Below are 22,997 nucleotides of genomic sequence, written 5' to 3'. Positions count from 1 at the left end.
TCAGAAGCGGAGGAAGTTTGATCCGGCACTGTCTCTCCTTTGCGCAAGTCCCTCCGGCCCGAAGACCGATACAATCGTCAAGAGCGTCCATCCTTTGGCGCCCAACCGCTGCGTCAGTTCGGCGCGCGCGGCCTGGGGCGAACAGGGACCGCGCACCTCGGCCACACCGTAATGCAGCCGAAGCGGATTGTCCTGTTTCGCCTTGTAGTCGGCAAAGCAGTCGGCGGCATGGGCCGGACCGGAAAGACCGGTAAACGCGACAAGGCCGAGCGTGAGGATCATCTGTTTCATGTCACCTTGATGCGGCTTTGCGCGGGGATATTCAATATCTCCGACACGATACGCCATCCGCTATCGGATAACAGACGTGTGTTATTGCCTGTCCTGTGGCGACCGTGCCTCTTGGTGAAGTTGGCGCGGTGTCTTCCTTCCGTGCATCTTATGATCTTGAAAGGAACACCCCATGCGCTCTTTGGTTTTTTCCCGCCTCGCCGGCACACTTGCTGCCACGGCCATTGCGTTTCTGTCATTCTCTGCGGTGCCTGTCGCGGCCGACATCGACGAACGCCGCGCGGCTCGTGCAATCGCGACGATCCTGGGCATCGCCGTGGTTGGCAAGATCATCCACGACAAGCGGGAGGATCGCAAGAAAGAGCGGGTGAAACGCAAGCCCAAGCCAAAAAAGCAGAAGGTGTATTCCGACCCGCCGCGCGTCATCGAGCGGACCCACCGTCCTGTGCCACGCGCCTATGAGTACACGCAGCCGCAGACCCAACCGCGCGTCTACGATGACGTTCAGCGGCAACCGCGTCTCGCGCCACGGCCGCTGCCGCGCCGGGTGGACCGCAAGCTTTTGCCGCAGAGCTGCTTTCGCAACTTCACCACCCGCGATGGATCCGCACAGGTATTCGAGCAGAGCTGCCTGCAGGACAGCTATGTGTTGACCGATCGGCTGCCACAAGATTGCGCGCAGAGGATCCGCACGCGCGAGGGCACCCACATCGGGTATGACGCGCGCTGCCTGCGCCGCAACGGCTACAGCCTCGACCGGGGGTGATCTGACACAGGGCTTGGCGCGCGGAGTATCACCACCCCGTTGCGCCGGGATCGGGCGGCACGTCCCTGCCGCCTGACACGGGGGAAGGAGAGGATGTTCGGGCATCTTCTCCTTTTCTTTTTTGCTTGCGTGCTGCCGCACCATCGGGTTTTGCAAGGCAATGAAGCCTGATTATTCATTTGAGGAAGCCGCGCACGCGCGCGGATTTAACCGCATTGCGGGGGTGGACGAGGTGGGGCGGGGGCCCCTTGCCGGACCTGTGACTGCTGCCGCCGTAGTACTTGATCCCGCGCGGATCCCCGACGGCCTGAATGACAGCAAGAAACTGAGCCGGAAGCGACGAGAGTTCTTGCACGCGATGATTCTCGCGGTGGCGGATGTAAGCGTGGCGCACGCAAGTGTCGAGGAGATCGAAGAGCACAACATTCTGCGCGCCAGCCACATCGCGATGGTGCGCGCGCTGGAGGGGCTGAAGACGCCGCCGGACTATTGCCTGATCGACGGGACTATGAAACCGCGCGGTTTGGCGCTGCCTGTGGAAACAATCATCGGCGGGGATGCCCGTTCTGTTTCCATTTCAGCGGCCTCAATTATGGCCAAAATATGTCGGGATTATGTCATGTTGTCCTTGGCGCAACAGCACCCTGGCTATGGCTGGGAAACGAACATGGGATATGGATCGAAAAGCCACATGTTGGCGCTTCAAAGTTTGGGGGTGACCCCACACCATAGACGTACGTTCAAACCGGTACACAAGATGTTGTGGCAAGAATAAATCTTAAGAGTTTGATTCAAAAAAGAAATTGACCGGGAATCATCGGTCGGCCATCTTTGTCCTCAACCAACGAGTGCAAAAAGCACCGGGTGCAGAGGCAGGCATATGACGATAAAGACGAAGGGTGCGCAGGCGCTCCCCCTGAACACGATCCTGAGCGGTGATTGTATCGACGCTATGAACGCGCTGCCCGAGGCAAGCGTTGATCTGATCTTTGCGGATCCGCCCTATAATCTCCAGTTGCGCGGTGATCTGCACCGGCCCGACAATTCAAAGGTCGACGCCGTAGACGACGAATGGGATCAGTTCGCCAGTTTTGCCGCCTACGACAAGTTTACCCGCGGCTGGCTGAAAGCCGCCCGCCGGGTGCTCAAGCCGGACGGGGCGATCTGGGTTATCGGCAGTTATCACAACATCTTCCGCGTGGGTGCCGCACTTCAGGATCAAGGGTTCTGGATCCTCAACGATGTGGTCTGGCGCAAATCGAACCCGATGCCGAATTTCCGTGGCAAGCGGTTCACCAATGCGCATGAGACGATGATTTGGGCCGGCAAGTCCGAGACCTCGAAATACACCTTCAATTACGAGGCGCTCAAGGCGCTGAATGAAGGTATCCAGATGCGATCGGATTGGGTTTTGCCGATCTGCAACGGCCACGAACGGCTGAAGGATGAAAACGGCGATAAGGCGCACCCGACCCAGAAGCCCGAAAGCTTGCTGCACCGCGTGCTGGTCGGGTCGACCAATCCGGGAGACGTGATTCTCGATCCCTTCTTCGGCACCGGGACGACCGGCGCCGTCGCCAAGATGCTCGGCCGTGATTTCATCGGGATCGAGCGGGAGGAATCGTACCGCAAGGTCGCGACCAAGCGGATCGCGATGGTACGCAAGTTCGACAATGAGGCGTTGCAGACCACCACATCGAAACGCGCCGAACCGCGCGTTCCTTTCGGGCAGCTGGTCGAGCGCGGCATGCTGCGTCCCGGCGAGAACCTTTATTCCATGAACAACCGCCACAAAGCCAAGGTACGTGCAGACGGCACGCTGATTGGTACGGATGTCAAGGGATCGATCCACCAGGTCGGCGCCGCACTTGAAGGCGCGCCAAGCTGCAATGGGTGGACATACTGGTGCTATAAAAAAGAAGGCAAACGCGTGCCCATCGACGTTTTGCGCCAGCAGATCAGAGCCGAAATGCAGGCCTGATCCTCCACGGAAATTCGAACACCGCCAGTGTCACTGCGCCCTCCACCTGAGGGACCGCATTGATGACACTCACCTTGGCCCCGCCTTTATGGCGGGGCTTTTTTCGTTCGATTCCGGACCTGAACCTCAGCTCAGCCGGGCGCGCTTGCGCACGGGTTTGCGCAAGGCCTGCTCGACATATCGGGTGCCAAATTCCGCCTTGTTGACCACATACAGGACACCGGCAGAGGCGGCTTTCTCCCACATGAACGGTGTTGGCCAATCCCTGACCATGATGACAGGGATCAAGGCAAGCGCCGGATCGGAGGCCAATTCAAGCGCAAAGTTTGCACCGATGCCATCCGGCAGGTTGTTGTCCAGCAGGATCAGGGACACCCCGCCCCGCGATAGTGCACGGCGGGCGCATTGCAGAGTTGCCGCGACCTCTATTTTCATCTGATCGTGTGTTTTCGCGATCACCCGGGTCATCATTTGCTGGTCAAACTGGCTGTCTTCGATGATCAGGCAGGTATCGGGTGATTGATATGGTGCTGAAATGGCGTGCTGCGGCATGAGAATCCCTCGGGTGTACGTCACCGGCAAATTTGCGCCAGATACCTTAGGAAGTGCTTAATGCGGCTCGGGATTGCTGGCTGTTCTGTATGGCTGCCAATCCGTTATCTCGGGGTAATACGTCGCCCGCCATTGGCGCACACGGGGGTTCATCACGCGGCGCCACAGCGGCGGCATCATCGCCACCATCGTCATCAATGGATAGCCATACGGCAATTGCGGCGCGTCTTGCGGGCCGTAGTTTTGCAGCACGGGAAATCGTCGGTCGGGTTTGTAGTGGTGGTCTGAGTGCCGTTGCAGGTTGATCAGCAGCCAGTTCGATGCCTTGTGGGCCGCATTCCAGCTGTGCCGGGGTTGAACGTGTTCGTATTTTCCACCGCCCAGATGTTTACGGGTCAGGCCGTAATGTTCGATGTAATTCACCAGCTCCAACTGCCAGATTGCGACCCCGGCCTGCACCAGAAAGAGCCCGACACCGGACCAGCCGCCCAATACAAAGGCGAGAACAAGAAAGCCCAGTTGCAGCGCCCAGTAGCGCCAGAAGGGATTCCCGCGCGCGTACCAGGGCATTTCGCGCCGCGCTAGCATCGCCTTTTCCGCACGAAACGCGGACAGCCAGCATTCGCGCAGAACACGCGGATAGAAGCGGTGAAACCCTTCGTTGTAGCGCGCGGTCACCGGATCGCGGGGGGTGGCGACATAGCGGTGGTGGACCAGCAAATGCTCGCTTCGAAAATGGGAATACAGAACCATCGCCAGCAGAATATCCGCCAGCCACCGCTCTGTCTTGTTCTTCTGGTGCATCAATTCGTGGCTGTAGTTGATGCCAACCGTGCCGGTGATCACGCCGACACCGAAAAAGACCCCAACGCGTTCAAGCGTGTTCAAATGCTCAGCCTGCGGTACATACCACAGCAGGCTGGCCAGCAGGACGAACTGCACCGGCACCCAAATTGTCGTGATGAGCCGGTACCAGAACAAGTCAGGTTCGCCAGCAGACAGATCGGCATTTTCGGTATTCAGCCCGAGTGCGGCATCGAGCAGGGTAAAGAGATACCACGTGGCGATCGGCACCAGAACGAGTGCCCACCCGCCATACGCTGCCCCGATCCATGCCAGAGGCACCAGCGCCAGCGACAGCCAGAACGGCAGCGCGCGGCTGAACTTTGCAAGCTCCGACGGGGCGAGTGGAGCCGGTGCATCTGTCATGTCTTGTCTCGATTATTGGCTACGTAATTCAACATAGCAGATGGGTTTGCGTCTGTCATATGTGGCATCGCGTCCTACCGGACAAGGTTGAATGCCTTGCGCATGACGGTGGGCAGATCCGTCGGTTTGAAATCCGACTGCCGTCTGAACGCGCCGCGATGCGCCGCAGTCGGGTCCGGCAGGTCGGCCGTCATCACCCGCAGGATCAGGTGAAAATGCGTGAAGGTATGGCGCACCTCGCCTTCGATCTCTTCCCAGTCGCCGGTTGCGGGGGGCGCGCTTTCGGGATGGGGCAGGGACGTGTCGACCCAATCCGATCCCGGCCATCCGAGCATACCGCCCAAGAGCCCTTTTTCGGGCCGCGTTTCCAAAAGCCAAGCCCCATCGGTGCGGCGGCCCAGGTATACGGTGCCGTGGCGCACCGGCTTTGCTTTCTTCGGGATTTTGCGAGGCAGTTCGGCCATCGTGCCGGCTGCACGCGCGGCGCAGGGCGTGCGCCACGGACAAATCCCGCAGGCGGGCGATTTTGGGGTGCAGATCGTGGCGCCCAGATCCATGACCGCCTGCGCATAATCACCGGGCCGGGCGTTGGGCGTCAGGGCTCGCGCCTTCTCCATCAGTTCTGGCTTGGCCGTGGGAAGCGGTGTGTGGATGTCGTAGACGCGCGCCATCACCCGCTCGACGTTACCGTCGAGCACGGCATGCGGCAGGTCGAACGCAATCGAGGAAACGGCCGCCGCCGTATAGGGACCAATGCCCGGCAGCTTGAGCAGGGCCGTGTGATCGGCGGGGAACAGGCCATCGTGCTCGGCCACGACCGTGCGGGCGCATTTCAACAGGTTGCGCGCACGCGCGTAGTAGCCAAGTCCAGCCCATTCTGCCATCACATCCGCATCGTCAGCAGCGGCGAGATCGCGCACCGTCGGCCAACGGGCGATAAACCGGTTGAAATAATCCTTCACCGTAACGACGGTGGTCTGTTGCAGCATGATTTCGCTCATCCACACGGCATATGGATCGGGCGTCTGGCCTGCCTTGCGCGCGTCCGGGCCGGTGCGCCAGGGCATCGGACGGGCGTGGCGGTCGTACCATTCCAGCAAGAGAGTCTGCATTTCGTCGAGGTCACGCAATGTTTATTGTTCCGTTCCGATTTCCAGTGGTGTCCCGCGCAGCGGCTTGCGTTAATGTGGGTCGTGAACCAAATAGGATGGGACCGTGATAAATCCTGTCTCAACGAGATGAAAGCCATGCCGCCGCGCCGTACCACCACAAAAGGGTTCGCCCGCACGTCCAGTTTGCTGACCGCAAAGATCCGCAGCGCATCGGAAAGCCGCGGGTTTGCGCAATCGCGTCTGCTGACAAATTGGGTCGAAGTCGCCGGGCCGGATGCCGCCGCGATATCGCGGCCTGTCGAAGTGTCCTATGGCCGTGGCGGGATGGGGGCGACGCTGACCTTGCTGACCACGGGTGCGAATGCGCCGGTGCTGGAGATGCAGAAAGAGCAGCTTCGGGCGCGGGTCAACGCCGTCTACGGCTACAATGCGATAGCCCGGATCCGCGTCACCCAAACCGCCGCGACAGGATTTGCCGAAGGCAAGGTCGCGTTTGACCACGCCCCCAAGAAGACACCGGCACCGCTTGACCCCGCAGTGCGCGCCAAGGCCACCGAAACGGCAGCGCCGATCGGAGATGAGGGGCTGCGGACCGCCCTTGCGCGGCTCGGTGAAAACGTACTTTCGAAAAACCAACGCTGAGCACAGTGGCCGCTCGGCTTTCAACGACATGACTGAAGGACCAGACTTATGAACCGCAGAAACTTTCTCCTCGGCACCGCCGCCGTCATAGGCCTTGGTGGCTGGTACATGACCGGTAATCGTACCGGCACCGTTGCCTTCCCCGATGCGCCTCTGCCGGGGGCCGCGAACGCGCAGACGACGGAGGGCGCCGTAGATACCTCCACGATCCCCGAAATGGTTCTGGGCAACCCCGACAGCCCGGTCGAGATCATCGAATATGCGTCGTTCACCTGCCCACATTGCGCGACGTTCCATACCGGCGCATTCAAGGAGTTGAAGGCGGACTATATCGACACCGACAAGATCAAATTCGTCTACCGCGAGGTGTATTTTGACCGTTTTGGCCTTTGGGCATCCATGATCGCGCGCTGTGCAGGGCCGGAGAAGTTCTTTGGCATGGCCGATCTGATCTACGCGGGTCAGGCGGAATGGAGCCGTGCGGGCGAGCCCGCGGCGATCATCGAAGAACTGCGCAAGATCGGGCGTCTGGCCGGTATGGACAACGACACCATCGAAGCCTGCCTGCAGGATGGCGATAAAGCCAAAACGCTGGTCGCGTGGTACCAGGAAAACGCCGAAGCAGATGACATCTCCGGCACGCCGAGCTTTATCATCAACGGCGAAAAATACGCCAACATGTCCTATGCCGACATGAAGAAAATCATCGACGCGGCGCTGGCGGGCTGATGGCGGCTCCTCTGGAGGGCCTGAAGGTCATTGAACTCGCCCGTGTTCTGGCCGGTCCCTGGGCCGGTCAGACGCTCGCGGATCTGGGCGCGGAAGTGATCAAGGTCGAAAGTCCCGCAGGCGACGATACGCGGCAATGGGGCCCTCCGTTCATCGAACGCGAGGGGGATCGTTCCTCCTCGTATTATCATTCGACCAATCGCGGGAAATCATCGATCATTGTCGACCTGAAAGCCCCCGATGGTCAGGCGCGCATGAAAGAGCTGCTCGCCGATGCCGATATTCTCATCGAGAATTTCAAGACCGGCGGTCTGGCCAAATACGGGTTGGACTACGCCAGCCTGAAGGGCGAGTTTCCCAAGCTGATCTATTGTTCCATCACCGGGTTCGGGCAGACCGGACCTTACGCGCACCGGGCTGGGTATGATTTCATCATTCAGGGCATGGCCGGGTTGATGTCGATCACCGGCGATCCCGCGACGCAGCCGCAAAAGCATGGAATGGCGATCACCGACATCTTTACCGGCATCTACGCGACGACCGCGATACTTGCCGCTGTGCATCAGCGTCAAAGCACTGGAAAAGGACAGCACATCGACATGTCGCTGCTGGATTGCGCGGTGGCCATCACCGGCAATCAGAGCATGAACTATTTCACAACCGGTACACCGCCAACGCGGCTCGGCAATGCGCACCCCAACCTGACCCCCTACGAAGTCTTCGAGACATCGGACGGACATCTGATCATCGCCACCGGTAACGATGGCCAATACCAGCGTCTGTGCAAATTGCTGGGCCTCGACGATATGGCGCAGCATCCCGACTATGTAACAAATGCACAGCGTGTCGCGAACCGGCCGGCCATGATCGCGCGGCTGGGTGCGGCGACGCGACTGCGGACGCGTGACGATCTATTGCAGGCATGCGAGGTGAACAACGTACCCGCAGGTCCGATCAACCAGATGGACGATGTGTTCCGCGACCCGCAGGTTGTCGCGCGCGGCATGCAGATCGAGCTGGACGGTATTCCCGGCATCCGGTCGCCGTTTCGATTCTCCGGGGCGGAACTGGCCCTGACACGCCCCTCGCCAAAGCTGGGTGAGGACACCTGAGCTTCCGTCCGGGGCTGTGTGGAACGCGATCTAGGATGTCGCGTGCGCCAGTTGTTTAAGCGCATCCCAAAGAGCGTTTTCGTCTTCCAGTTGCAGCCGCACCGGCAGGGTGATGACTTTCGAGCGGAAAGAGGAAGGCAAACGCACCGCGTCTTTTTCCGTGGTGACCAATTGTGCGCCTGCCGCGCGCGCGTCCGCCTCTAGCCGGTTCAGCAGTGCAGTGGTCAGCGGCTGGTGATCGTCGAGCGGCTCCGCATGGATGAGCGTCGCGCCAAGGCCGCGCAACGTCGCAAAGAACTTCTCCGGATTACCGATGCCTGCGAACGCCAGCAACGGGGTGTCGGTCCAGTCCATGCCGGTTTGAAGCGGCTCCAGTCGGGCCCGGACATGCTTGACCGCGCGGGGCAGCACGGATGTGTCGAACGAGGCCTGCGCGGCATCATCCCCGATCGAGAGAATGAAATCCGCCCGCGCAAGCCCCGTCGCCACAGGTTCGCGCAGCGGGCCGGCCGGAAGGCAAAGTCCGTTGCCGAACCCTTTCTCGGCATCGACCACAACAATGCTCAGATCATAGTAGAGGGCCGGATTCTGGAAGCCGTCGTCGAGTACGATCATCTTTGCCCCCGCTTCCCGTGCGGCGCGTGCGCCTGCCGCGCGGTCCTTTGCGACCCAGACATCCGCAAAGGCGGACAGAAGCAGTGGTTCGTCCCCAACCTGAGCTGCCGTGTGGCGCGCCGGGTCCACCTGCACAGGGCCCTCCAGCGTGCCGCCGTAGCCGCGCGAGATGATATGCGTTTCAAGATAAAGGTCGCGCAAACGCTCGACCACCGCGATCACGGTCGGGGTTTTGCCGGTCCCGCCCGCATTGATGTTGCCTACGCATATAACCGGAATACCGATTCTTTCCGGCGTGCCATTTGCCAGCCGCCGCGCGGTGGCCTTGGCATATAACGCGCCCAACGGCTGCAGCATTCGCGCGCGCAGACCGGGGCGCGGCGCATCCCAGAAACGCGGCGCGCGCATTATGACAACCCTGCCTGCGCATCCAGCGCGTCCTGTACCAGATCCGAAATCTGGTCCGTCAGGGCCGCCCCTTCACTCACCACATCCCAACCGGCATGCGCCATCACAGCGGCCTGATCCGGTGCGACCAGCCTTGTGATTGCGGTGCCCAGGGCGGAGCTGTCGTTGATGATCCGCGCCGCACCCGCCGCCGCGAGCCGCGAATAGCTTTGCATGAAACGGCTGACACGCGGGCCGTAGAGAACCGCAGATCCGAGGGCCGCCGCCTCCAGAGGATCATGACCGCCGTGCCCGGCAGCAAGGGACCCCCCCAAAAAGGAGACGGGTGCCAGACGGTAAAACAGACCGAGATCGCGGATGTCCTCGCTGATCAGGATCTGCGTCGTTTCGTCGGGATAGTTTCCGTCGTCCCAGTTCAGGACACGGAAATCTTGCGCTCGCGCCTCGCTCATCACATCGTCGGGCCGTAAATCGCCGGCGGGTCGGATCACCAGCAGCAATCGGTGCGACAGGCGCAAGGCATGCCGGTGGGCCGACAGAACGGTTTGCAGTTCTTCGGGTTGGACACCGTTCGCGAACCAGATGGCCCGCCCGACACAAGCCGACGCAAGCTCGCTGACGTCATCTTCGTTGCACGGCAGCGCCTGCCCTCCCGGCAGCAACGCCGTAGTCACCTCGATGTCGTCGCGTGTGAGGCCGAGTTGCATCAGCCGCCGCGCCGCCGCTGGCGACCGCACCATCACGGCGGCAAACCGCGCCAGAACGGTCCGCGCCACATCCGGCAGCCAGCGGTCGCGTCGCCCGTCAAATCCGGCGGTGTCGGCATCGATCAGGAAAAGCGGGCAGCCTCTGTCGGATGCGGCAAGGATAAGGTTCGGACGCAAGCCGCCCCATGTCCAGATACACAGATCGGGCGACCAATGGTCGAGAAACGCCGCTACGCTTTTCGGGTGGTCTTCGGGCAACGCGGTCAACGTGACGCCGGGCAGTGTCGCCGCCGAATGCAGTGTATCGCGCCGCCGCGCATCGTGCACCGTGACCAGCACGTTCAATCCCGGCCGGGTGCCGATTTGGCGCGCCGCCAGATCAAGCACGGCGATCAGGCCGTCAACGGCACCGCAATGGATCCACAACAGCTCTCCGTCCGGTCGGGCGGTCCCGCGATCGGGCAGCCCCGCGTCTCCGCGCCGCATCAGCGCGCGGTATGCCGATAGACCCAGCGACCCTGCCACGGCTGTTTCAGTCCAGCTTTTCGGTCGGAGAGGCGGCGCTTTCTTCGTCGTGCAAACGGTGCAGGTGTGCGATGAAATATCGCATATGGGCATTATCCACCGTTCGCTGGGCTTCGTTTTTCCAGGCATCATAGGCGCTGGCGTAGTCCGGGAACATACCGACGATATGGATGTCATCGACGTTCTTGAAAACGGTTTTGCTGGGGTCGACCAGCTCGCCGCCGAATACGAGGTGCAGGCGTTGTGTCATGTGACGTGTCCTTTGAAATGGTGGTTCAGTGTGTGCACGGTGCTGCGCCCCAAGGTCAAGCGGTCAGCGCGGGTTCAGTTCAATGCGTCGATCAGCGCGGCGTGAATGGCGGACCCGCCCGCGACCACTCCGTTGAGCCGTGGATCCGCATTGTTGAACCGCAAAGGCGCGCCGGTCCGGTCGGTGCACAGACCGCCCGCTTCGGCCACAATCAGCGCGCCGGCTGCGATGTCCCATTCCCAGCTTGGCCGCAACGTCAGCATGGCATCGAAGCGCGATTGTGCAACCAACCCGAGGCGATACGCGAGAGAGGGCCGGTACGCGGGTTTGAATGCAGGGCAGACGCCGCTGCGCCAGAGTGCCCCGGCAAGGGCAGGTTTGGCGGCCAGCACGGTTGCCTGCTCGAACAACCCGATTTCCGAAGCCCGGATCGGCGTGCCGTTGAGCCACGCTCCGGCGCCGCGCGCCGCCGAATAAAGCCTATCGCGCATGGGCAGGTAGATCACGGCGGCGGTAATCTCGCCTTCCTCCGCGACGGCAAGGGCGTGCGCCCAAGTGTCTGCCCCTTCGGCAAAGCTGCGCGTGCCGTCGATGGGATCGACGATAAAAACCCGCGACTGGGTCAGCCGGTTCGCGTTGTCTTCGGTTTCTTCCGACAGCCAGCCGTAATCGGGACGCGCACCCAGAAGCGTGCGGTACAGCATTGCGTCCACGGCAAGATCCGCTTCGGTCACGGGACCGGCGCCGCCGGGTTTATCCCAGCGTTGGGCCTGCGGACCGCTGAACCCGGTGGCAACCCGTCCTGCTGCGTGGGCGGCGTCGATCAACAATGGCAGATCAGCTGCCGGCAAGGGTCATTCCCGCCACCAAAAGCGACGGGACGACGCGGCTCAGGTGAGTCCGCGCGTCGTTCGCGGGGACAAGCCCCAGAAGCATGTCGCGCAGATTACCCGCGATAGTGCATTCGTTCACGGCATAAGCAATTTCGCCGTTCTCGACCCAAAACCCCGCCGCTCCGCGCGAATAGTCACCTGTGTTCGGATTGATGGTCGACCCGATCATAGACGTTACCAGAAGGCCTGTTCCCATGTCGCGGATCAAGTCTTTGCGGTTGGCGTCGCCTTGGGTGAGCGCGACATTCCACGGCGTCGGCGAGGGCCCTGAACCGGTACTGCGTGCGGCATTTCCGGTGGAAGCCCGGTCAAGCTGTCGCGCTGTCGCCAGATCGAGCGTCCAACCTTGCAGGATGCCATCCTCCACGAGTGCGCGACGGGAGGTAGGCAACCCTTCGGCATCGAAAGGGCGGCTGCCGGAGGTGCGCGGCCGGTGCGGATCTTCGATCAATGAGAGGCCTGCGGGAAGCACTCGTTCGCCCATTGCGTTGCGCAGAAACGATGCGCCGCGCGTGATCGCGCTGCCGTTGATCGCGCCAAGCAGATGACCGATCAGAGAACTTGAGATACGTTCATCGAAGAGCACAGGATGGGTTCCTGTCCTGGGCTTGCGCGCTCCGACCCGCTCTACCGCGCGTTCGGCGGCGCGCCGTCCGATCTCCGTCGCGTCCCGCAGGTCCGTCTGGAAAATTCGGCTGTCGCCGTCATAGTCGCGCTCCATCGCGGCGCCCGTTCCGGCGATTGCGACGCAGCTGATGCCGCGGTCGGACCGACGGTATCCGCCGGCAAATCCATTCGATGCGGCCAGATGGATTTCACGCGCGCTGTACCCGGCGCTGGCGGCCTGCACTTGGCTGACGCCGTCAACGGAGAGGGCCGCGGCTTCGGCTTCGGTGGCTTGATGTTGCAACGTGGCCGGATCCGGCTCATCGCTATGATCGAAGAGTTCGAGCGCGTCCATATCCCAAACTTGGGCCAGTTCTTCAGGGTCGGCCAAACCTGCGTGGGGGTTCTCAGGGGCTTCGCGGGCCATCGCAACCGCACGCGCCGCCATTTCCGAAATCGTCCGGTCCGAGGTGTCCGATGTGGATACGACGGCGCTTTTCCTGCCGACGAAGACGCGCAGGCCAATGTCGGTGCCTTCTTCGCGCTGGGCTTCTTCCAGTGCGCCTTGGCGCACGTCGACGGAAATCGACGTTCCGCGCACGGCCATGGCATCGGCGCTGTCCGCGCCTGCGGTTCGGGCGGCATCCAGCAAATGCGCCGTCAGCGCCTCAAGGGGCTGCGTCATAATTCTCTCCAACGTCGGGTTGTCAAAGAGGTAGCGGCCCCATCCTCTTCCTGCAAGGGCGGGGGCGCAGAATAGGGCTAGCGCCGCGCCGGATCGATGTTGCGGAGTTTGTCGGTCAGACAATCAACCTCTGCCCGGCTCCATTGCGAATGTACCCTGTCGAGGCGGGCAGGGTGGTTGGCCAGACCAAGCGCGAGAGTGTCACGGTGCGCATGTTGCGGTCGGATGGGCCGCGGTGCGAACCCGCCGCCACAGGTCGGGCACACGTTGTGCAGCACGTCGTCGGCGCATCCCGCGCAGTAGGTGCATTCATAGCTGCAAATTCTTGCATTGTCGCTGTCTGGCGGCAGATCGCGATTACACCATTCGCAATTCGGTCGGATCTCAAGCATGGCACGCCGCCGCTACGTCGACGCGCTGGCATGGCAAACGTACGTTCACCTGATCCGCTGCCCGTTGGCGAGAATCTGGCCGTCTTCGTTGAATTCGATTGTGGAACTCAACGTGTCAGGGCTGTTACCCGGCACACCGAAGAGCCCAAGCATCATGCGGGCACCCATTGCCTGTTCGTCAGGCACAAACCCCATTGCGACGAGTCTGTCGATCAGTCCATTCGCACCCTCCAGCATGATGTCAACGCTGCCGACCGGCTTGGGGAAGCCGGGCACGGTGGTCTTGTCGGTATTGTCGAACGTCGCACTGCCTGTCGCTTCGAGGCGTGCCCCGACCGCATCGAGGGTAAGCGCGTCAATTGTCAGGGCGCTGATCTCCCCCGGTGCCGCCCCGGCCGCCGCCATCCGTCCCGCTGCTTCGGGGTCCAGCATGTTCTCCGTCAGCGTCGCCTTGCCGCTGAGGTCCAGTGCGAGTGTCGCGGGATCGCGCGGCAGTTGGCCGTTTGGGTCGAATATCGCCCAAAGTGTTTCGGACATGGTGAACCCGGTCATGTTCAGGCCCAGCGCAAAGTCCTGCGGTGTCTCCGACTGAACCACCGGCGCGCGCAGGTCAAACCCGGTGCGCGCCATCTCGAAGAACAGGGGCAGCGGTAGTCCGGCCAACTGCGCACCGATCTGAACGTCGGTGCTTGACACGTCGTAGACGATGCCTGTGGTGCCCATTGCGACCGTCACCGTCGTGCTGCCGCTGCCGGTTTTGACTTTGGATGGTCCCTCGGGGGCTTCGATGTCGATAAAGCTCTCCGTTTCGGTGGCGGCGAATGTCCCGTCAAAGGCAAAGCCAGCGGCCAGAAGCGCATTCATGTCGCTCGTATCCTGCACGGTGGCGACGGGCAAATCGCTCGTGCCCGTGAACGTGACCGCTTGCGCCGTCGTCTTGAAGCCAAAGCTCTCCGGGCCGTCGGGCGCGCTGAAGAGCGTGTCATAGGTCGTCGGGCCCATTGTGAGGGACTGCTCATAGCTGCGGGTATCGCCTGTCGTGACGGCAGTTTTCGAGACGAAATCGCGGGTGTCGAGCTGGAAGCGGGCGGCGTCACTGTCATATGCCACTCCATCGACGGTCATGTCGTCAAGCGTCATCGCGATCGTATCGGCGCTATAGTCGTAGATCATCTCTTCCGGCGTGCCGCTGGCGATCATGGATTGGCCCGCCTGGGTGTAGGTTATGGTGAAAGCAGAGGATCTTGCCGTGTCTGTCGGTTGGATCGTGATGGCCAACGGCATCACATCAGGCATCACCACCTCTACCGTCCCATCGGCGTTTTCAACGAACTGCAGGCTGTCGACGCGCAGCGACGCGGACTCCACATCAGGACCGCCCGTCATCCCGACAATGATATTGCTGAGCCCCAGCGTATTCCCGTCGACCTGCTCTACCGCGCTGACGGTATAGCCGAGGCCTTGCATGTAGTCACGCCAGTCCCCCCATACATCCGTGGCGGTCAGATCGGCCCAGACGGCATTGCCGAGGCAAAAACTCAGCGCGGTGGCTGTGGGCAAGGCGCGGGCGAAGGACATTGGGGTATTCCTTTGTAATAAACTGTCAGCAGGATTGGCCAAACTCATTGGCGGGTCAAGAGCAGGTCGATAAACTGTGCCTCTGCGCGCAGATTTCAGGCCGGGGTGGCACCGTTCGCGGCAAAGCGTTACCAATTGCGCAAAGTGGCCTGAACGGCCTGTGTTTATGGGAGACAACAGATGGACATGACGTCGAAAACGGTAATGATCACCGGGGCAAGCCGCGGCATCGGCGCCCAAGCCGCGCGAATCTTTGCCGAAGCTGGTGCAAATGTAGTGCTGCTGGCGCGATCACAGGACGCAATCGCCGATCTTGCCGGTGAAATCGGCAGCAAGGCGATCGCCATTCCGTGCAACGTCGCGCGCTACAGCGAGGTGTCTTCGGCGGTAGAAACAGCGGTTCAGGCGTTTGGCGGGCTGGACGTGCTGATCAACAACGCGGGCGTCGTCGATCCCATCAGCCATCTCGCCGACGCAGAACCCGATGCATGGAGCCAGCTGATCGACATCAATGTCAAAGGAGTCTTCTACGGGATGCGCGCGGCGCTGCCTGCGCTCAAGGCAGGCGGTGGCGGGTCAGTGCTGACGATCAGTTCCGGTGCCGCCCACAACGCCATCGAAGCATGGAGCGCCTACTGTGCCTCCAAAGCGGCGGTGAATATGATGAACCGGTCACTGCATCTCGAAGAGGGCGGGAACGGCATCCGCGCGATCGGTCTGTCGCCCGGCACTGTGGCAACTGAAATGCAGCGCAAGATCAAGGATTCGGGCATCAACCCTGTCAGCCAGCTGGAGTGGGACGAGCACGCCCCGGCGGACTGGCCCGCCAAGTGCCTGCTGTGGATGTGCAGCGCAGAGGCCGACAGATACTGCGGCGAGGAAATCTCGCTGCGTGCCGAGGACATCCGCCGCGCTGTCGGTCTGAAATGATCCGTCTGGCGCAGGAAGATCACATCTGGACAGTCACGCTCGACCGTCCGGACAAAGCCAATGCGTTGACCGAGGACATGCTGCGCGAATTATGCGAGATCATGGAGCGCGCAGAAGGCGCGCGTGCCGTGATCCTGACGGGTGAAGGCCGCATCTTCAGTGCCGGTGCCGATCTGGAGGCCGCGCGGGCGGGCCTGGCCGTCTCCGATCTGTGGGAGCGGCTGTCGGGCGCGATTGCGTGTTTGCCGGGGCTGACCATCGCGGCCCTGAACGGAACGCTGGCGGGCGGTGCGACGGGCATGGCGCTGGCCTGCGACATCCGGATCGCCGTGCCGGAAGCAAAATTCTTTTATCCGGTGATGAAGCTGGGATTTCTGCCGCAGCCAAGCGATCCCGTGCGCATGGCCGCGTTGATCGGCCCCGCCCGGACCAAGCTTATCCTGATGGGGGGCCAGAAGATCCTGACAGAAGAGGCGCTGGCCTTTGGTTTGATCGACCGCGTGGTCGCACCGGATGCGCTGATGCAGACCGCGCGCGCGATCTGTGCAGATACCGTTGCTGCCGATCCGAAGATAGCCAAGGGTATCAAGGCGCTTTGCGCACCGTGACACCCGTGCAACCTCAGATCAGTGGAACAAAGGGTACGTCACAGGCAGCCAACAGCAATAGGCATGTGATTACGGCTAGAATACGCATGAGGACTGCTCCGGGTACCGGCCCGTTGATGGGCCCTTGGCTGCGCATAGCACGATTCTAACGCTTGCGCATGCCCCCCGGTATCTTTGAGCGGAACGACGGCGGACGCTTGCGCACCCATGCGGCGAATTTCGCAAGCCTCGGATGCGCGCGCAAAGCCTCGGGTGTGTGATAGTCGCGGGCAAGTTCCGCTTCGGTCAATGCCGCATGGATTTCGCGGTGGCAGATATGATGCATCAGAACCGTCGGCCCTCCCTTGCCACCTTTCAGCTTGGGGATCAGATGATGAAGGCTTTGTGGGACGCCCGGCGGGATCGGTCGCCCGCACAGTGGGCAGATCGGGTCATCGGTATCGTAGGGCAGGGTGCGGGGCATCGCTGTGGCACTTGATCCTTTAAAGGGGCTGCGCCATGAGGGTGGCTTGGCTAGACTGCAAGACAAGGGGTCTTGGATGCGTTTTCGACTTTTCAGCTCAGTTTGGCGCGCCGTATGAAGCGCGCGGTGGTCATCGGAAGTGGTCCTGCGGGACTGATGGCCGCGCAGGTACTGGCGGATGCAGGTGTGCAAGTCACTGTGTGCGAGGCAAAGCCTTCGGTCGGACGCAAGTTTCTGATGGCAGGCAAATCCGGTCTCAACCTGACCAAGGAAGAATCGCCGCAGGCGTTCTCGGGTGCGTTTACGCAGGCGGCTGACACCCTTGCCCCGATGCTGGCCGAGATGGATACGCAGGGCGTCCAGGATTGGGCGCGGGATCTGGGGCAGGAGATCTTTACGGGATCGACGGGACGGGTGTTTCCGACGGCGATGAAGGCGTCGCCGCTGTTGCGCGCGTGGCTCGCGCGGCTGACCGCAAGTGGTGTGCGGCTTAACACCCGTTGGCGCTGGACGGGTTGGGAGGGGGACGCCCTGTGTTTCGACACGCCCGAAGGTACGCAGCGCCTCGCCGCGGATGCGTGCGTGCTTGCGCTGGGCGGGGCGAGTTGGTCAAGACTTGGTTCCGACGGGGTATGGACCGGCCTGTTGGCGGCGCGCGGTGTGCAACTGACGCCATTCGCGCCGGCAAACGCTGCGGTGTCATGTGAGTGGTCCGACCACATGAACAAGCATATGGGAACCGCGCTGAAAGGAATTACGCTGTCGGCCGGGTCGTTCAAGTCGCGCGGCGAGGCAATGATCTCACGTCGGGGACTTGAGGGCGGTGGCATCTATTCCGTCTCGCGCGGTGTGCGCGAGGGGGCCAAATTGTCGTGTGATCTGGCCCCGGATCTGAGGACAGAAGACGTTGCGCTGAAACTTGCAAAGCCACGCGGAAAGACGTCGCTTTCCAATCATCTGCGCAAGGTGCTCAAACTTGATCCGGCCAAGATCGCATTGCTTCGGGAAATGTGCCATCCGCTGCCCGCGGAGCCCGCGGCGCTGGCCAACCTGATTAAGGCGATGCCGATCCGTCACGCAGGTCTGCGGCCGATGGACGAGGCGATCTCGACCGCCGGCGGTATCGCCTGGAAGGCGCTGGATGCGACATTGATGCTGCGCGCGCTGCCGGGGGTTTATGCGGCGGGTGAAATGCTGGATTGGGAAGCGCCGACAGGGGGGTATCTCATTACCGCTTGCCTCGCCACCGGCGCTTGGGCGGGCCGCCATGCAGCGGCCCGTTTGTCGGATTGATCAGGCGTCGCGCGCCTGCACGGCCTTGAACGCGGGGCGCTCGCGCATCTTCGACGCCCATTTGCCCAAAGTATCATCTACCCGCTCGAACCCTGCGCCGATCGACCAGTTGATGCAGTGCACCGCCAGCAGATCCGGCACGGTGATCTCGTCACCCATCAGATATGGCCCTTCAAGCCGCTCGGACAGGCTCATCGCGGAGCGCGCGAATTCGGCGCGCAGACTCGGCTTGATCTCGGGCACACGGTTCTCTTCGGGAAAGACAAAGCTGTGCTTGGCCGCCGCCCAGAGAATCGCATCGAATTCGTCGATCAGCCAGAACAGCATCGCATCCTGCCTGGCGCGGGCAACGGTGCCTGCGGGCGCGGTCAGCGCGCCGTGCTTGTCCGCCAGATACTGCATGATCGCGACGGAATCTGTCAGCACATCATCGCCATCGATCAGTGCGGGCACCTTGCCCAGTGGGTTGTACTTCTTGGCCTCATCGGAACGCGGTGCGGCCGGAATGATGTCATAATCCTGACCCAACTCTTCAAGCATCCACATCACGCGGAAAGCGCGGGATTTCACCGCTCCTACAACTGTATACATTTTGTCGCCTCCTTATTTTATCGGTCAACTCGCGCCGTACATCGCCAGCCGTATGAATGTGCGCTCCATGATCGCCATAGCGGGAGCGGTTTGTCCGGCGGAACGCAGTTTAAGGTCGGTATCGGTCAGCATGCCGAGTGCGGCTTCAAGTTTGATCATTCCCCAATCGCGCGCCTGTCGCATTACGCGGTCGCGGTCACGCACACCGTAGACCGGCGCGCCGGGGTTGCATGCGATGCGGTGCAGGGTGCGGAAATGGCGGGTCGCCATGATGCTCAGCGTGACGGCATTGGTACCTTGACTTTGCAACCGACGCATCAATGGCCCAATCTGCGTCGATTTCTTTTCCGCGACGATGTTCAGGATGTCATCCACTGCCGCTTCCACCGATGCCGGCGCACAGGCGGATATGTCGCCGAGCGTGACCGAAACGCCCGGCGTGCTGAGCATATAGAGTGACAGTTTCTCGAGGGTCTGGCGAAAGTCGCCGGGATCAAGGCTTCGGGCAAGCTCTTCGAGGCCACCCATGGCCGCTCCGTCGACGTGCAAATCGGCATCTTTGAGCAATCGCTCGATTTCCGCACGGTCTGGCGGATCATCAAAGATGCCCCAGGCATAGGCGGCGCGGTGGCCTTCGAACGCTTTCAAAAGCTTTGATGTTTTCTTGAGATCACCGGCGGTGATCACGATCTGCGCGTCGCCCGGTTGCCAGTCCTTCATCGTCTCCAGAATGGTCGCCGCGTGTTGTTCCGTCGCGCCCTCGATAAAGGCGGCGCGCGGACCGGGGAAAAAACCCACCGCCTTGATCGCGTCCATCAACAGGGCCGGTTCACGGCGCAAGTCGGCTGCCGGAATACGTGCAAGCCGCATCTCCTCTTCGGCGGTTGGGCCGAGCAGCGCCTTGAGGTATTCCTGCCGCTTCAGTGCGACGCGCATGGCATCGCCGCCGTATAGCAACATGCCAAGCGCGTCCGCCGCCGGTTTGGCGATCAGGGCAGCAGCGTCGCGGCGGTTCAGTTTCATTCCGGCAGGTCCGCCGTATACAGCCGTACAACAATCTGGTCGCCCAGAATCACCATCAGCCTTTCGATTGCGTCGCGCTGCGCAGCCAGTGTTGCGACGGTGCTGCCGGTGGCGGAGTAGGCGGTAAAGTTCTGTACCATGCCGGAGGTGACGATACTGCCGGTCTGCGTGTCGCGCAGCGCGTATCCGGCACGCCCGACAAGATTGTAGCGCGTCGTGTCGCCCTCGGAATTGATGGCAAGGCCTTCCTCGGAGGTTTCAAGCGTCATATCCAACGCAAAGCGGGCATTTGTTGCACGGCCAAGACGGGTTTCGAGATGCCGCGTCAGCAGGTAGCCCTGCTGCGTTGTCGGTTCCTGAACGAGAACCTGATTGCGCAGTGCCGTACCTGCACCGCCGGGGCCGTAGACCGGCGTAAAGCCACAGGCGGCAAGCGCCAGCGGCAACGCCAACAGGAAGCGGCGGCTAAACAACGACATTCACGATTCGACCCGGCACGACAATCACCTTTTTCGGAGCGTTCCCGTCGAGGATACGGATCACGGCCTCATGGGCAAGGGCAAGCTTTTCGATCTCGTCCTTGTTCATCTCTGCGGGTACTTCAATCTCGGCACGTCGCTTGCCGTTGACCTGAATCGGCAGGGTCACGGTATCGTCGACGAGCATTGCGTCGTCCGCCTGCGGCCACGGGGCCGTCGCGATAAGACCCTCTCCGCCCTGTGTCGCCCAGATATCCTCGGCCAGGTGTGGCGTCATCGGTGACATCAGCTGTGCCAGCGTCTTGATCGCCTCCCGCTGGATCGTCTTGCCCGCCGTGGATTTCTGCAAAGTGGCCGTGAAACCGTATAGCTTGGCGATGGCGGCGTTAAAGCCGAACGATTCGATACCCATCGTCACATCATGGATCGTCTTGTGCATCGCACGCAGCAAGTCGTCGTCGCCGGTGCCGGCCGCATCGTCCATCGCCGTGATCCGGTCCGAGATGTTCCAAACCCGCGACAGGTGCTTGTGGGCGGCTTCCGCGCCGGAGGCGGTCCATTCGACGTCCCGTTCGGGCGGCGAATCGCTCAGCACGAACCAGCGGGCGGTATCCGCACCGAACGACGAGATAATGTTGAGCGGGTCGACGACGTTGTTCTTGGATTTCGACATCTTGGCGGAGGGGATGATTTCAACCTCCGCACCGCTGTCTTCCAGAAATGCCTTGTCGCCCTTGGTCTCCACTTCCTCGGGATAATGGAAAACCGGACGTCCTCCGGTGTCCGTACTGCGGTAGATCGCGTGTGTCACCATGCCTTGGGTGAACAGCGCGTCGAACGGCTCGATCGCGGATTTCGGCAGGTGGCCCGTGATCTGCATCGCGCGAGCAAAGAAGCGAGCATAAAGCAGGTGCAGGATCGCGTGTTCGACACCGCCGATGTACTGATCGACGTTCATCCAGTATTCCGCATCCTCCATCACCGTCGGCGTATCGGCGCGCGGCGCGGTGAAGCGAGCATAGTACCATGACGAGTCGACGAAGGTATCCATCGTGTCAGTCTCGCGCAGCGCCTGCTTGCCGCAGGCCGGGCACGGCGTGGTGCGCCACTCCATATGACGGTCCAGCGGATTGCCGGGGATGTCAAAGCTGACGTCCTCAGGCAGTTTGACCGGCAGGTTCTCTTTCTTTTCCGGCACGACGCCGCACTCGTCGCAATGCACCACCGGGATCGGACAGCCCCAGTAGCGCTGGCGGCTCAGACCCCAGTCGCGCAGGCGGTATTTGGTCACACCCTGTCCAACGCCGTTCGATTCGCAGAACGCGATGGCGGCGTCGATGGCCTCGTTCCCCGTCTGCCAGCTTTCGCCGGCGAATCCGCGGATGTAGAACACCTTTTCGGTCTTGGCGGGAACGAAGGCTTCGGAAAGATTCTCGTCGCTGTCTTCCGAAGGGAGGAATGTCGCAATGATCGGCAGATCGTATTTCGTCGCGAATTCGAAATCGCGCACGTCATGGGCCGGACAGCCGAAAACGGCACCCGTGCCATAGTCCATCAGGATGAAGTTCGCGATATAGACCGGCAGTTCCTGAGCCGTATCGAAGGGGTGGCGCACGCGTATGCCGGTGTCGAACCCAAGCTTTTCACCCGTTTCGATCGCCTCTTCGGTGGTACCGCCCTTGCGGCACTCCGTAACAAACGCCGCAACCGCTTCGTCATCACGCTCAAGCACCTTCGCCAGCGGGTGATCAGGCGAGATGCCGACAAAGCTGGCACCCAGAAGCGTGTCGGGGCGCGTCGTGTAGACTTCGATCCGGTCGTGGCCTTCGGGTGCATCGACCGTCGAGAACGCAAATTGCAGGCCCCGCGATTTGCCGATCCAGTTCTCCTGCATCAGGCGCACCTTGGCGGGCCAGTTTTCCAATCCGTCCAACGCGGAAAGCAACTCTTCGGAATAATCGGAGATCTTGAAGAACCACTGCGTCAGCTCGCGCCGTTCCACCAAAGCGCCCGAGCGCCAGCCGCGCCCCTGTTCGACCTGCTCGTTGGCAAGAACGGTCATGTCTACCGGATCCCAGTTCACCACCGCGTTCTTTCGGTAGATCAATCCGGCGTCGATCATGTCGATGAACATGGCTTGCTGGTGCCGGTAGTACTCCGGATGACAGGTGGCGATCTCGCGCGACCAATCGAGCGAAAAGCCCAGAGGCTTCATCTGGGTCTTCATGTCCTCGATATTCTGGTACGTCCATACACCGGGGTGGATGCCTTTCTGCATCGCCGCGTTCTCGGCGGCGAGGCCGAACGCGTCCCAACCCATGGGGTGCAGCACGTTGAACCCTTGCGCTAGTTTATAGCGCGAAATCACGTCGCCCATCGTGTAATTGCGCACGTGGCCCATATGGATGCGCCCCGACGGATAGGGAAACATCTCAAGCACGTAGTATTTCGGTTTATCGGCGGAGCGCACGGCCCGGAAGATACCGTCGCGTTCCCAGACGGCTTGCCAGCGGGCTTCGATTTCGGAGGGGGTATAGCGTGTCATGTGCGGGCCTTT

General features: G+C 61.6%; 25 protein-coding genes. 9 read left to right on the top strand and 16 right to left on the bottom strand.

The window, feature by feature from the left end; genetic code table 11:
- A complete protein-coding gene (locus Q1A06_RS09965; protein WP_299562444.1) occupies positions 1-291 on the bottom strand; it encodes a hypothetical protein in 291 nt (96 codons plus the stop codon).
- A 172-nt stretch (positions 292-463) separates the two neighbouring features.
- On the opposite strand from Q1A06_RS09965, the gene Q1A06_RS09960 reads away from it, so the two are divergent.
- The 3 genes from Q1A06_RS09960 (at position 464) to Q1A06_RS09950 (ending at position 3,038) form a co-directional block, all read left to right on the top strand.
- A complete protein-coding gene (locus Q1A06_RS09960) occupies positions 464-1,057 on the top strand; it encodes a hypothetical protein (protein WP_299562441.1) in 594 nt (197 codons plus the stop codon).
- Positions 1,058-1,217: 160 nt separating this feature from the next.
- The gene (locus tag Q1A06_RS09955) at positions 1,218-1,832 is read left to right on the top strand and encodes a ribonuclease HII (RefSeq protein ID WP_299562438.1); all 615 of its coding nucleotides are present in this window, start codon (positions 1,218-1,220) and stop codon (positions 1,830-1,832) included.
- Between the two features lie 105 nt (positions 1,833-1,937).
- Entirely contained in the window at positions 1,938-3,038 is a 1,101-nt protein-coding gene (locus Q1A06_RS09950) for a site-specific DNA-methyltransferase (protein WP_299562434.1), read from the top strand.
- Between the two features lie 126 nt (positions 3,039-3,164).
- Here the strand turns inward: Q1A06_RS09950 and Q1A06_RS09945 are convergent, their stop codons facing one another.
- The 3 genes from Q1A06_RS09945 to mutY all read right to left on the bottom strand — a co-directional run bounded on the left by Q1A06_RS09945 (position 3,165) and on the right by mutY (position 5,929).
- Positions 3,165-3,590: a response regulator gene (locus tag Q1A06_RS09945; RefSeq protein ID WP_299562430.1), complete on the bottom strand. Its 426-nt coding sequence runs from the start codon at positions 3,588-3,590 to the stop codon at positions 3,165-3,167.
- A 57-nt stretch (positions 3,591-3,647) separates the two neighbouring features.
- A complete protein-coding gene (locus tag Q1A06_RS09940; protein WP_299562427.1) occupies positions 3,648-4,799 on the bottom strand; it encodes an alkane 1-monooxygenase in 1,152 nt (383 codons plus the stop codon).
- Between the two features lie 74 nt (positions 4,800-4,873).
- Positions 4,874-5,929 carry an A/G-specific adenine glycosylase gene (mutY, locus tag Q1A06_RS09935; protein ID WP_299562425.1) on the bottom strand — a complete coding sequence of 352 codons (1,056 nt, stop codon included), beginning with the start codon at positions 5,927-5,929 and terminating at the stop codon, positions 4,874-4,876.
- A gap of 117 nt (positions 5,930-6,046) precedes the next feature.
- Between mutY and Q1A06_RS09930 the strand changes: the two genes are divergently transcribed.
- The 3 genes from Q1A06_RS09930 (at position 6,047) to Q1A06_RS09920 (ending at position 8,394) form a co-directional block, all read left to right on the top strand.
- Positions 6,047-6,553, top strand: coding sequence for a DciA family protein (locus tag Q1A06_RS09930; RefSeq protein WP_299563276.1), 507 nt, complete (start codon positions 6,047-6,049; stop codon positions 6,551-6,553).
- Between the two features lie 108 nt (positions 6,554-6,661).
- Entirely contained in the window at positions 6,662-7,282 is a 621-nt protein-coding gene (locus Q1A06_RS09925; protein WP_299563273.1) for a DsbA family protein, read from the top strand.
- Complete coding sequence (locus tag Q1A06_RS09920; protein ID WP_299562422.1) at positions 7,282-8,394, top strand: CaiB/BaiF CoA-transferase family protein; 1,113 nt, start codon at positions 7,282-7,284, stop codon at positions 8,392-8,394. The genes Q1A06_RS09925 and Q1A06_RS09920 overlap by 1 nt, the downstream gene beginning before the upstream one ends.
- A 30-nt stretch (positions 8,395-8,424) precedes the next feature.
- Here Q1A06_RS09920 and lpxK read toward each other — a convergent pair whose 3' ends face one another.
- The 7 genes from lpxK to Q1A06_RS09885 form a co-directional block, all read right to left on the bottom strand.
- Positions 8,425-9,417 (bottom strand): tetraacyldisaccharide 4'-kinase, encoded by a 993-nt coding sequence (gene lpxK / locus Q1A06_RS09915; protein ID WP_299562419.1) that lies wholly within the window; start codon positions 9,415-9,417, stop codon positions 8,425-8,427.
- Positions 9,417-10,649 carry a glycosyltransferase N-terminal domain-containing protein gene (locus Q1A06_RS09910; protein ID WP_299562416.1) on the bottom strand — a complete coding sequence of 411 codons (1,233 nt, stop codon included), beginning with the start codon at positions 10,647-10,649 and terminating at the stop codon, positions 9,417-9,419. Before Q1A06_RS09910 ends, lpxK begins: the two co-directional genes overlap by 1 nt.
- 7 nt (positions 10,650-10,656) lie before the next feature.
- The gene (locus Q1A06_RS09905; protein ID WP_299562413.1) at positions 10,657-10,899 is read right to left on the bottom strand and encodes a DUF4170 domain-containing protein; all 243 of its coding nucleotides are present in this window, start codon (positions 10,897-10,899) and stop codon (positions 10,657-10,659) included.
- A 74-nt stretch (positions 10,900-10,973) separates the two neighbouring features.
- The gene (locus tag Q1A06_RS09900) at positions 10,974-11,750 is read right to left on the bottom strand and encodes a 3'(2'),5'-bisphosphate nucleotidase CysQ (RefSeq protein ID WP_299562410.1); all 777 of its coding nucleotides are present in this window, start codon (positions 11,748-11,750) and stop codon (positions 10,974-10,976) included.
- Positions 11,737-13,083 carry a TldD/PmbA family protein gene (locus Q1A06_RS09895; RefSeq protein WP_299562407.1) on the bottom strand — a complete coding sequence of 449 codons (1,347 nt, stop codon included), beginning with the start codon at positions 13,081-13,083 and terminating at the stop codon, positions 11,737-11,739. The genes Q1A06_RS09900 and Q1A06_RS09895 overlap by 14 nt, the downstream gene beginning before the upstream one ends.
- 77 nt (positions 13,084-13,160) lie before the next feature.
- A complete protein-coding gene (locus Q1A06_RS09890) occupies positions 13,161-13,475 on the bottom strand; it encodes a DUF1272 domain-containing protein (protein WP_299562404.1) in 315 nt (104 codons plus the stop codon).
- Between the two features lie 45 nt (positions 13,476-13,520).
- Positions 13,521-15,053, bottom strand: a complete 1,533-nt coding sequence (locus tag Q1A06_RS09885) for a DUF2125 domain-containing protein (RefSeq protein ID WP_299562401.1) — start codon at positions 15,051-15,053, stop codon at positions 13,521-13,523.
- 180 nt (positions 15,054-15,233) lie between these two features.
- Here Q1A06_RS09885 and Q1A06_RS09880 point away from each other — a divergent pair, with 180 nt between their 5' ends.
- A complete protein-coding gene (locus tag Q1A06_RS09880) occupies positions 15,234-15,983 on the top strand; it encodes an SDR family oxidoreductase (RefSeq protein ID WP_299562398.1) in 750 nt (249 codons plus the stop codon).
- Positions 15,980-16,591 (top strand): enoyl-CoA hydratase/isomerase family protein, encoded by a 612-nt coding sequence (locus Q1A06_RS09875; RefSeq protein ID WP_299562395.1) that lies wholly within the window; start codon positions 15,980-15,982, stop codon positions 16,589-16,591. The genes Q1A06_RS09880 and Q1A06_RS09875 overlap by 4 nt, the downstream gene beginning before the upstream one ends.
- 145 nt (positions 16,592-16,736) lie before the next feature.
- Here Q1A06_RS09875 and Q1A06_RS09870 read toward each other — a convergent pair whose 3' ends face one another.
- Positions 16,737-17,054: an HNH endonuclease gene (locus Q1A06_RS09870; RefSeq protein WP_299562392.1), complete on the bottom strand. Its 318-nt coding sequence runs from the start codon at positions 17,052-17,054 to the stop codon at positions 16,737-16,739.
- 114 nt (positions 17,055-17,168) lie between these two features.
- Here Q1A06_RS09870 and Q1A06_RS09865 point away from each other — a divergent pair, with 114 nt between their 5' ends.
- Positions 17,169-18,347 carry a TIGR03862 family flavoprotein gene (locus Q1A06_RS09865; protein ID WP_299562389.1) on the top strand — a complete coding sequence of 393 codons (1,179 nt, stop codon included), beginning with the start codon at positions 17,169-17,171 and terminating at the stop codon, positions 18,345-18,347.
- Here the strand turns inward: Q1A06_RS09865 and Q1A06_RS09860 are convergent, their stop codons facing one another.
- The 4 genes from Q1A06_RS09860 to leuS are packed head-to-tail and all read right to left on the bottom strand — an operon-like array spanning position 18,348 to position 22,985.
- Positions 18,348-18,938 carry a glutathione S-transferase family protein gene (locus Q1A06_RS09860; protein ID WP_299562386.1) on the bottom strand — a complete coding sequence of 197 codons (591 nt, stop codon included), beginning with the start codon at positions 18,936-18,938 and terminating at the stop codon, positions 18,348-18,350.
- A gap of 24 nt (positions 18,939-18,962) precedes the next feature.
- Entirely contained in the window at positions 18,963-19,961 is a 999-nt protein-coding gene (gene holA / locus Q1A06_RS09855; RefSeq protein WP_299562383.1) for a DNA polymerase III subunit delta, read from the bottom strand.
- On the bottom strand, positions 19,958-20,440 hold the full coding sequence (gene lptE / locus Q1A06_RS09850; RefSeq protein ID WP_299562380.1) for an LPS assembly lipoprotein LptE: 483 nt from the start codon (positions 20,438-20,440) through the stop codon (positions 19,958-19,960). Before lptE ends, holA begins: the two co-directional genes overlap by 4 nt.
- Positions 20,427-22,985, bottom strand: a complete 2,559-nt coding sequence (leuS, locus tag Q1A06_RS09845; protein WP_299562378.1) for a leucine--tRNA ligase — start codon at positions 22,983-22,985, stop codon at positions 20,427-20,429. Before leuS ends, lptE begins: the two co-directional genes overlap by 14 nt.
- Positions 22,986-22,997 lie beyond the last annotated feature (12 nt).

Origin of the sequence: uncultured Sulfitobacter sp. (assembly GCF_947497275.1) — a bacterium.
Taxonomy (GTDB): Bacteria; Pseudomonadota; Alphaproteobacteria; order Rhodobacterales; family Rhodobacteraceae; genus Sulfitobacter.
The sequence above is the reverse complement of the archived record's forward strand: the minus strand, read 5'-3'. Positions and strand labels throughout refer to the sequence as shown.

What these genes read in the sequence shown, in the direction of transcription:
- Q1A06_RS09965 (WP_299562444.1), bottom strand. Translation starts at nt 291, where the DNA reads ATGAAACAGATGATCCTCACGCTCGGCCTTGTCGCGTTTACCGGTCTT.
- Q1A06_RS09960 (WP_299562441.1), top strand. Translation starts at nt 464, where the DNA reads ATGCGCTCTTTGGTTTTTTCCCGCCTCGCCGGCACACTTGCTGCCACG.
- Q1A06_RS09955 (WP_299562438.1), top strand. Translation starts at nt 1,218, where the DNA reads ATGAAGCCTGATTATTCATTTGAGGAAGCCGCGCACGCGCGCGGATTT.
- Q1A06_RS09950 (WP_299562434.1), top strand. Translation starts at nt 1,938, where the DNA reads ATGACGATAAAGACGAAGGGTGCGCAGGCGCTCCCCCTGAACACGATC.
- Q1A06_RS09945 (WP_299562430.1), bottom strand. Translation starts at nt 3,590, where the DNA reads ATGCCGCAGCACGCCATTTCAGCACCATATCAATCACCCGATACCTGC.
- Q1A06_RS09940 (WP_299562427.1), bottom strand. Translation starts at nt 4,799, where the DNA reads ATGACAGATGCACCGGCTCCACTCGCCCCGTCGGAGCTTGCAAAGTTC.
- Q1A06_RS09930 (WP_299563276.1), top strand. Translation starts at nt 6,047, where the DNA reads ATGCCGCCGCGCCGTACCACCACAAAAGGGTTCGCCCGCACGTCCAGT.
- Q1A06_RS09925 (WP_299563273.1), top strand. Translation starts at nt 6,662, where the DNA reads ATGACCGGTAATCGTACCGGCACCGTTGCCTTCCCCGATGCGCCTCTG.
- Q1A06_RS09920 (WP_299562422.1), top strand. Translation starts at nt 7,282, where the DNA reads ATGGCGGCTCCTCTGGAGGGCCTGAAGGTCATTGAACTCGCCCGTGTT.
- lpxK (WP_299562419.1), bottom strand. Translation starts at nt 9,417, where the DNA reads ATGCGCGCGCCGCGTTTCTGGGATGCGCCGCGCCCCGGTCTGCGCGCG.
- Q1A06_RS09905 (WP_299562413.1), bottom strand. Translation starts at nt 10,899, where the DNA reads ATGACACAACGCCTGCACCTCGTATTCGGCGGCGAGCTGGTCGACCCC.
- Q1A06_RS09895 (WP_299562407.1), bottom strand. Translation starts at nt 13,083, where the DNA reads ATGACGCAGCCCCTTGAGGCGCTGACGGCGCATTTGCTGGATGCCGCC.
- Q1A06_RS09890 (WP_299562404.1), bottom strand. Translation starts at nt 13,475, where the DNA reads ATGCTTGAGATCCGACCGAATTGCGAATGGTGTAATCGCGATCTGCCG.
- Q1A06_RS09885 (WP_299562401.1), bottom strand. Translation starts at nt 15,053, where the DNA reads ATGTCCTTCGCCCGCGCCTTGCCCACAGCCACCGCGCTGAGTTTTTGC.
- Q1A06_RS09880 (WP_299562398.1), top strand. Translation starts at nt 15,234, where the DNA reads ATGGACATGACGTCGAAAACGGTAATGATCACCGGGGCAAGCCGCGGC.
- Q1A06_RS09875 (WP_299562395.1), top strand. Translation starts at nt 15,980, where the DNA reads ATGATCCGTCTGGCGCAGGAAGATCACATCTGGACAGTCACGCTCGAC.
- Q1A06_RS09870 (WP_299562392.1), bottom strand. Translation starts at nt 17,054, where the DNA reads ATGCCCCGCACCCTGCCCTACGATACCGATGACCCGATCTGCCCACTG.
- Q1A06_RS09865 (WP_299562389.1), top strand. Translation starts at nt 17,169, where the DNA reads ATGAAGCGCGCGGTGGTCATCGGAAGTGGTCCTGCGGGACTGATGGCC.
- Q1A06_RS09860 (WP_299562386.1), bottom strand. Translation starts at nt 18,938, where the DNA reads ATGTATACAGTTGTAGGAGCGGTGAAATCCCGCGCTTTCCGCGTGATG.
- holA (WP_299562383.1), bottom strand. Translation starts at nt 19,961, where the DNA reads ATGAAACTGAACCGCCGCGACGCTGCTGCCCTGATCGCCAAACCGGCG.
- lptE (WP_299562380.1), bottom strand. Translation starts at nt 20,440, where the DNA reads ATGTCGTTGTTTAGCCGCCGCTTCCTGTTGGCGTTGCCGCTGGCGCTT.
- leuS (WP_299562378.1), bottom strand. Translation starts at nt 22,985, where the DNA reads ATGACACGCTATACCCCCTCCGAAATCGAAGCCCGCTGGCAAGCCGTC.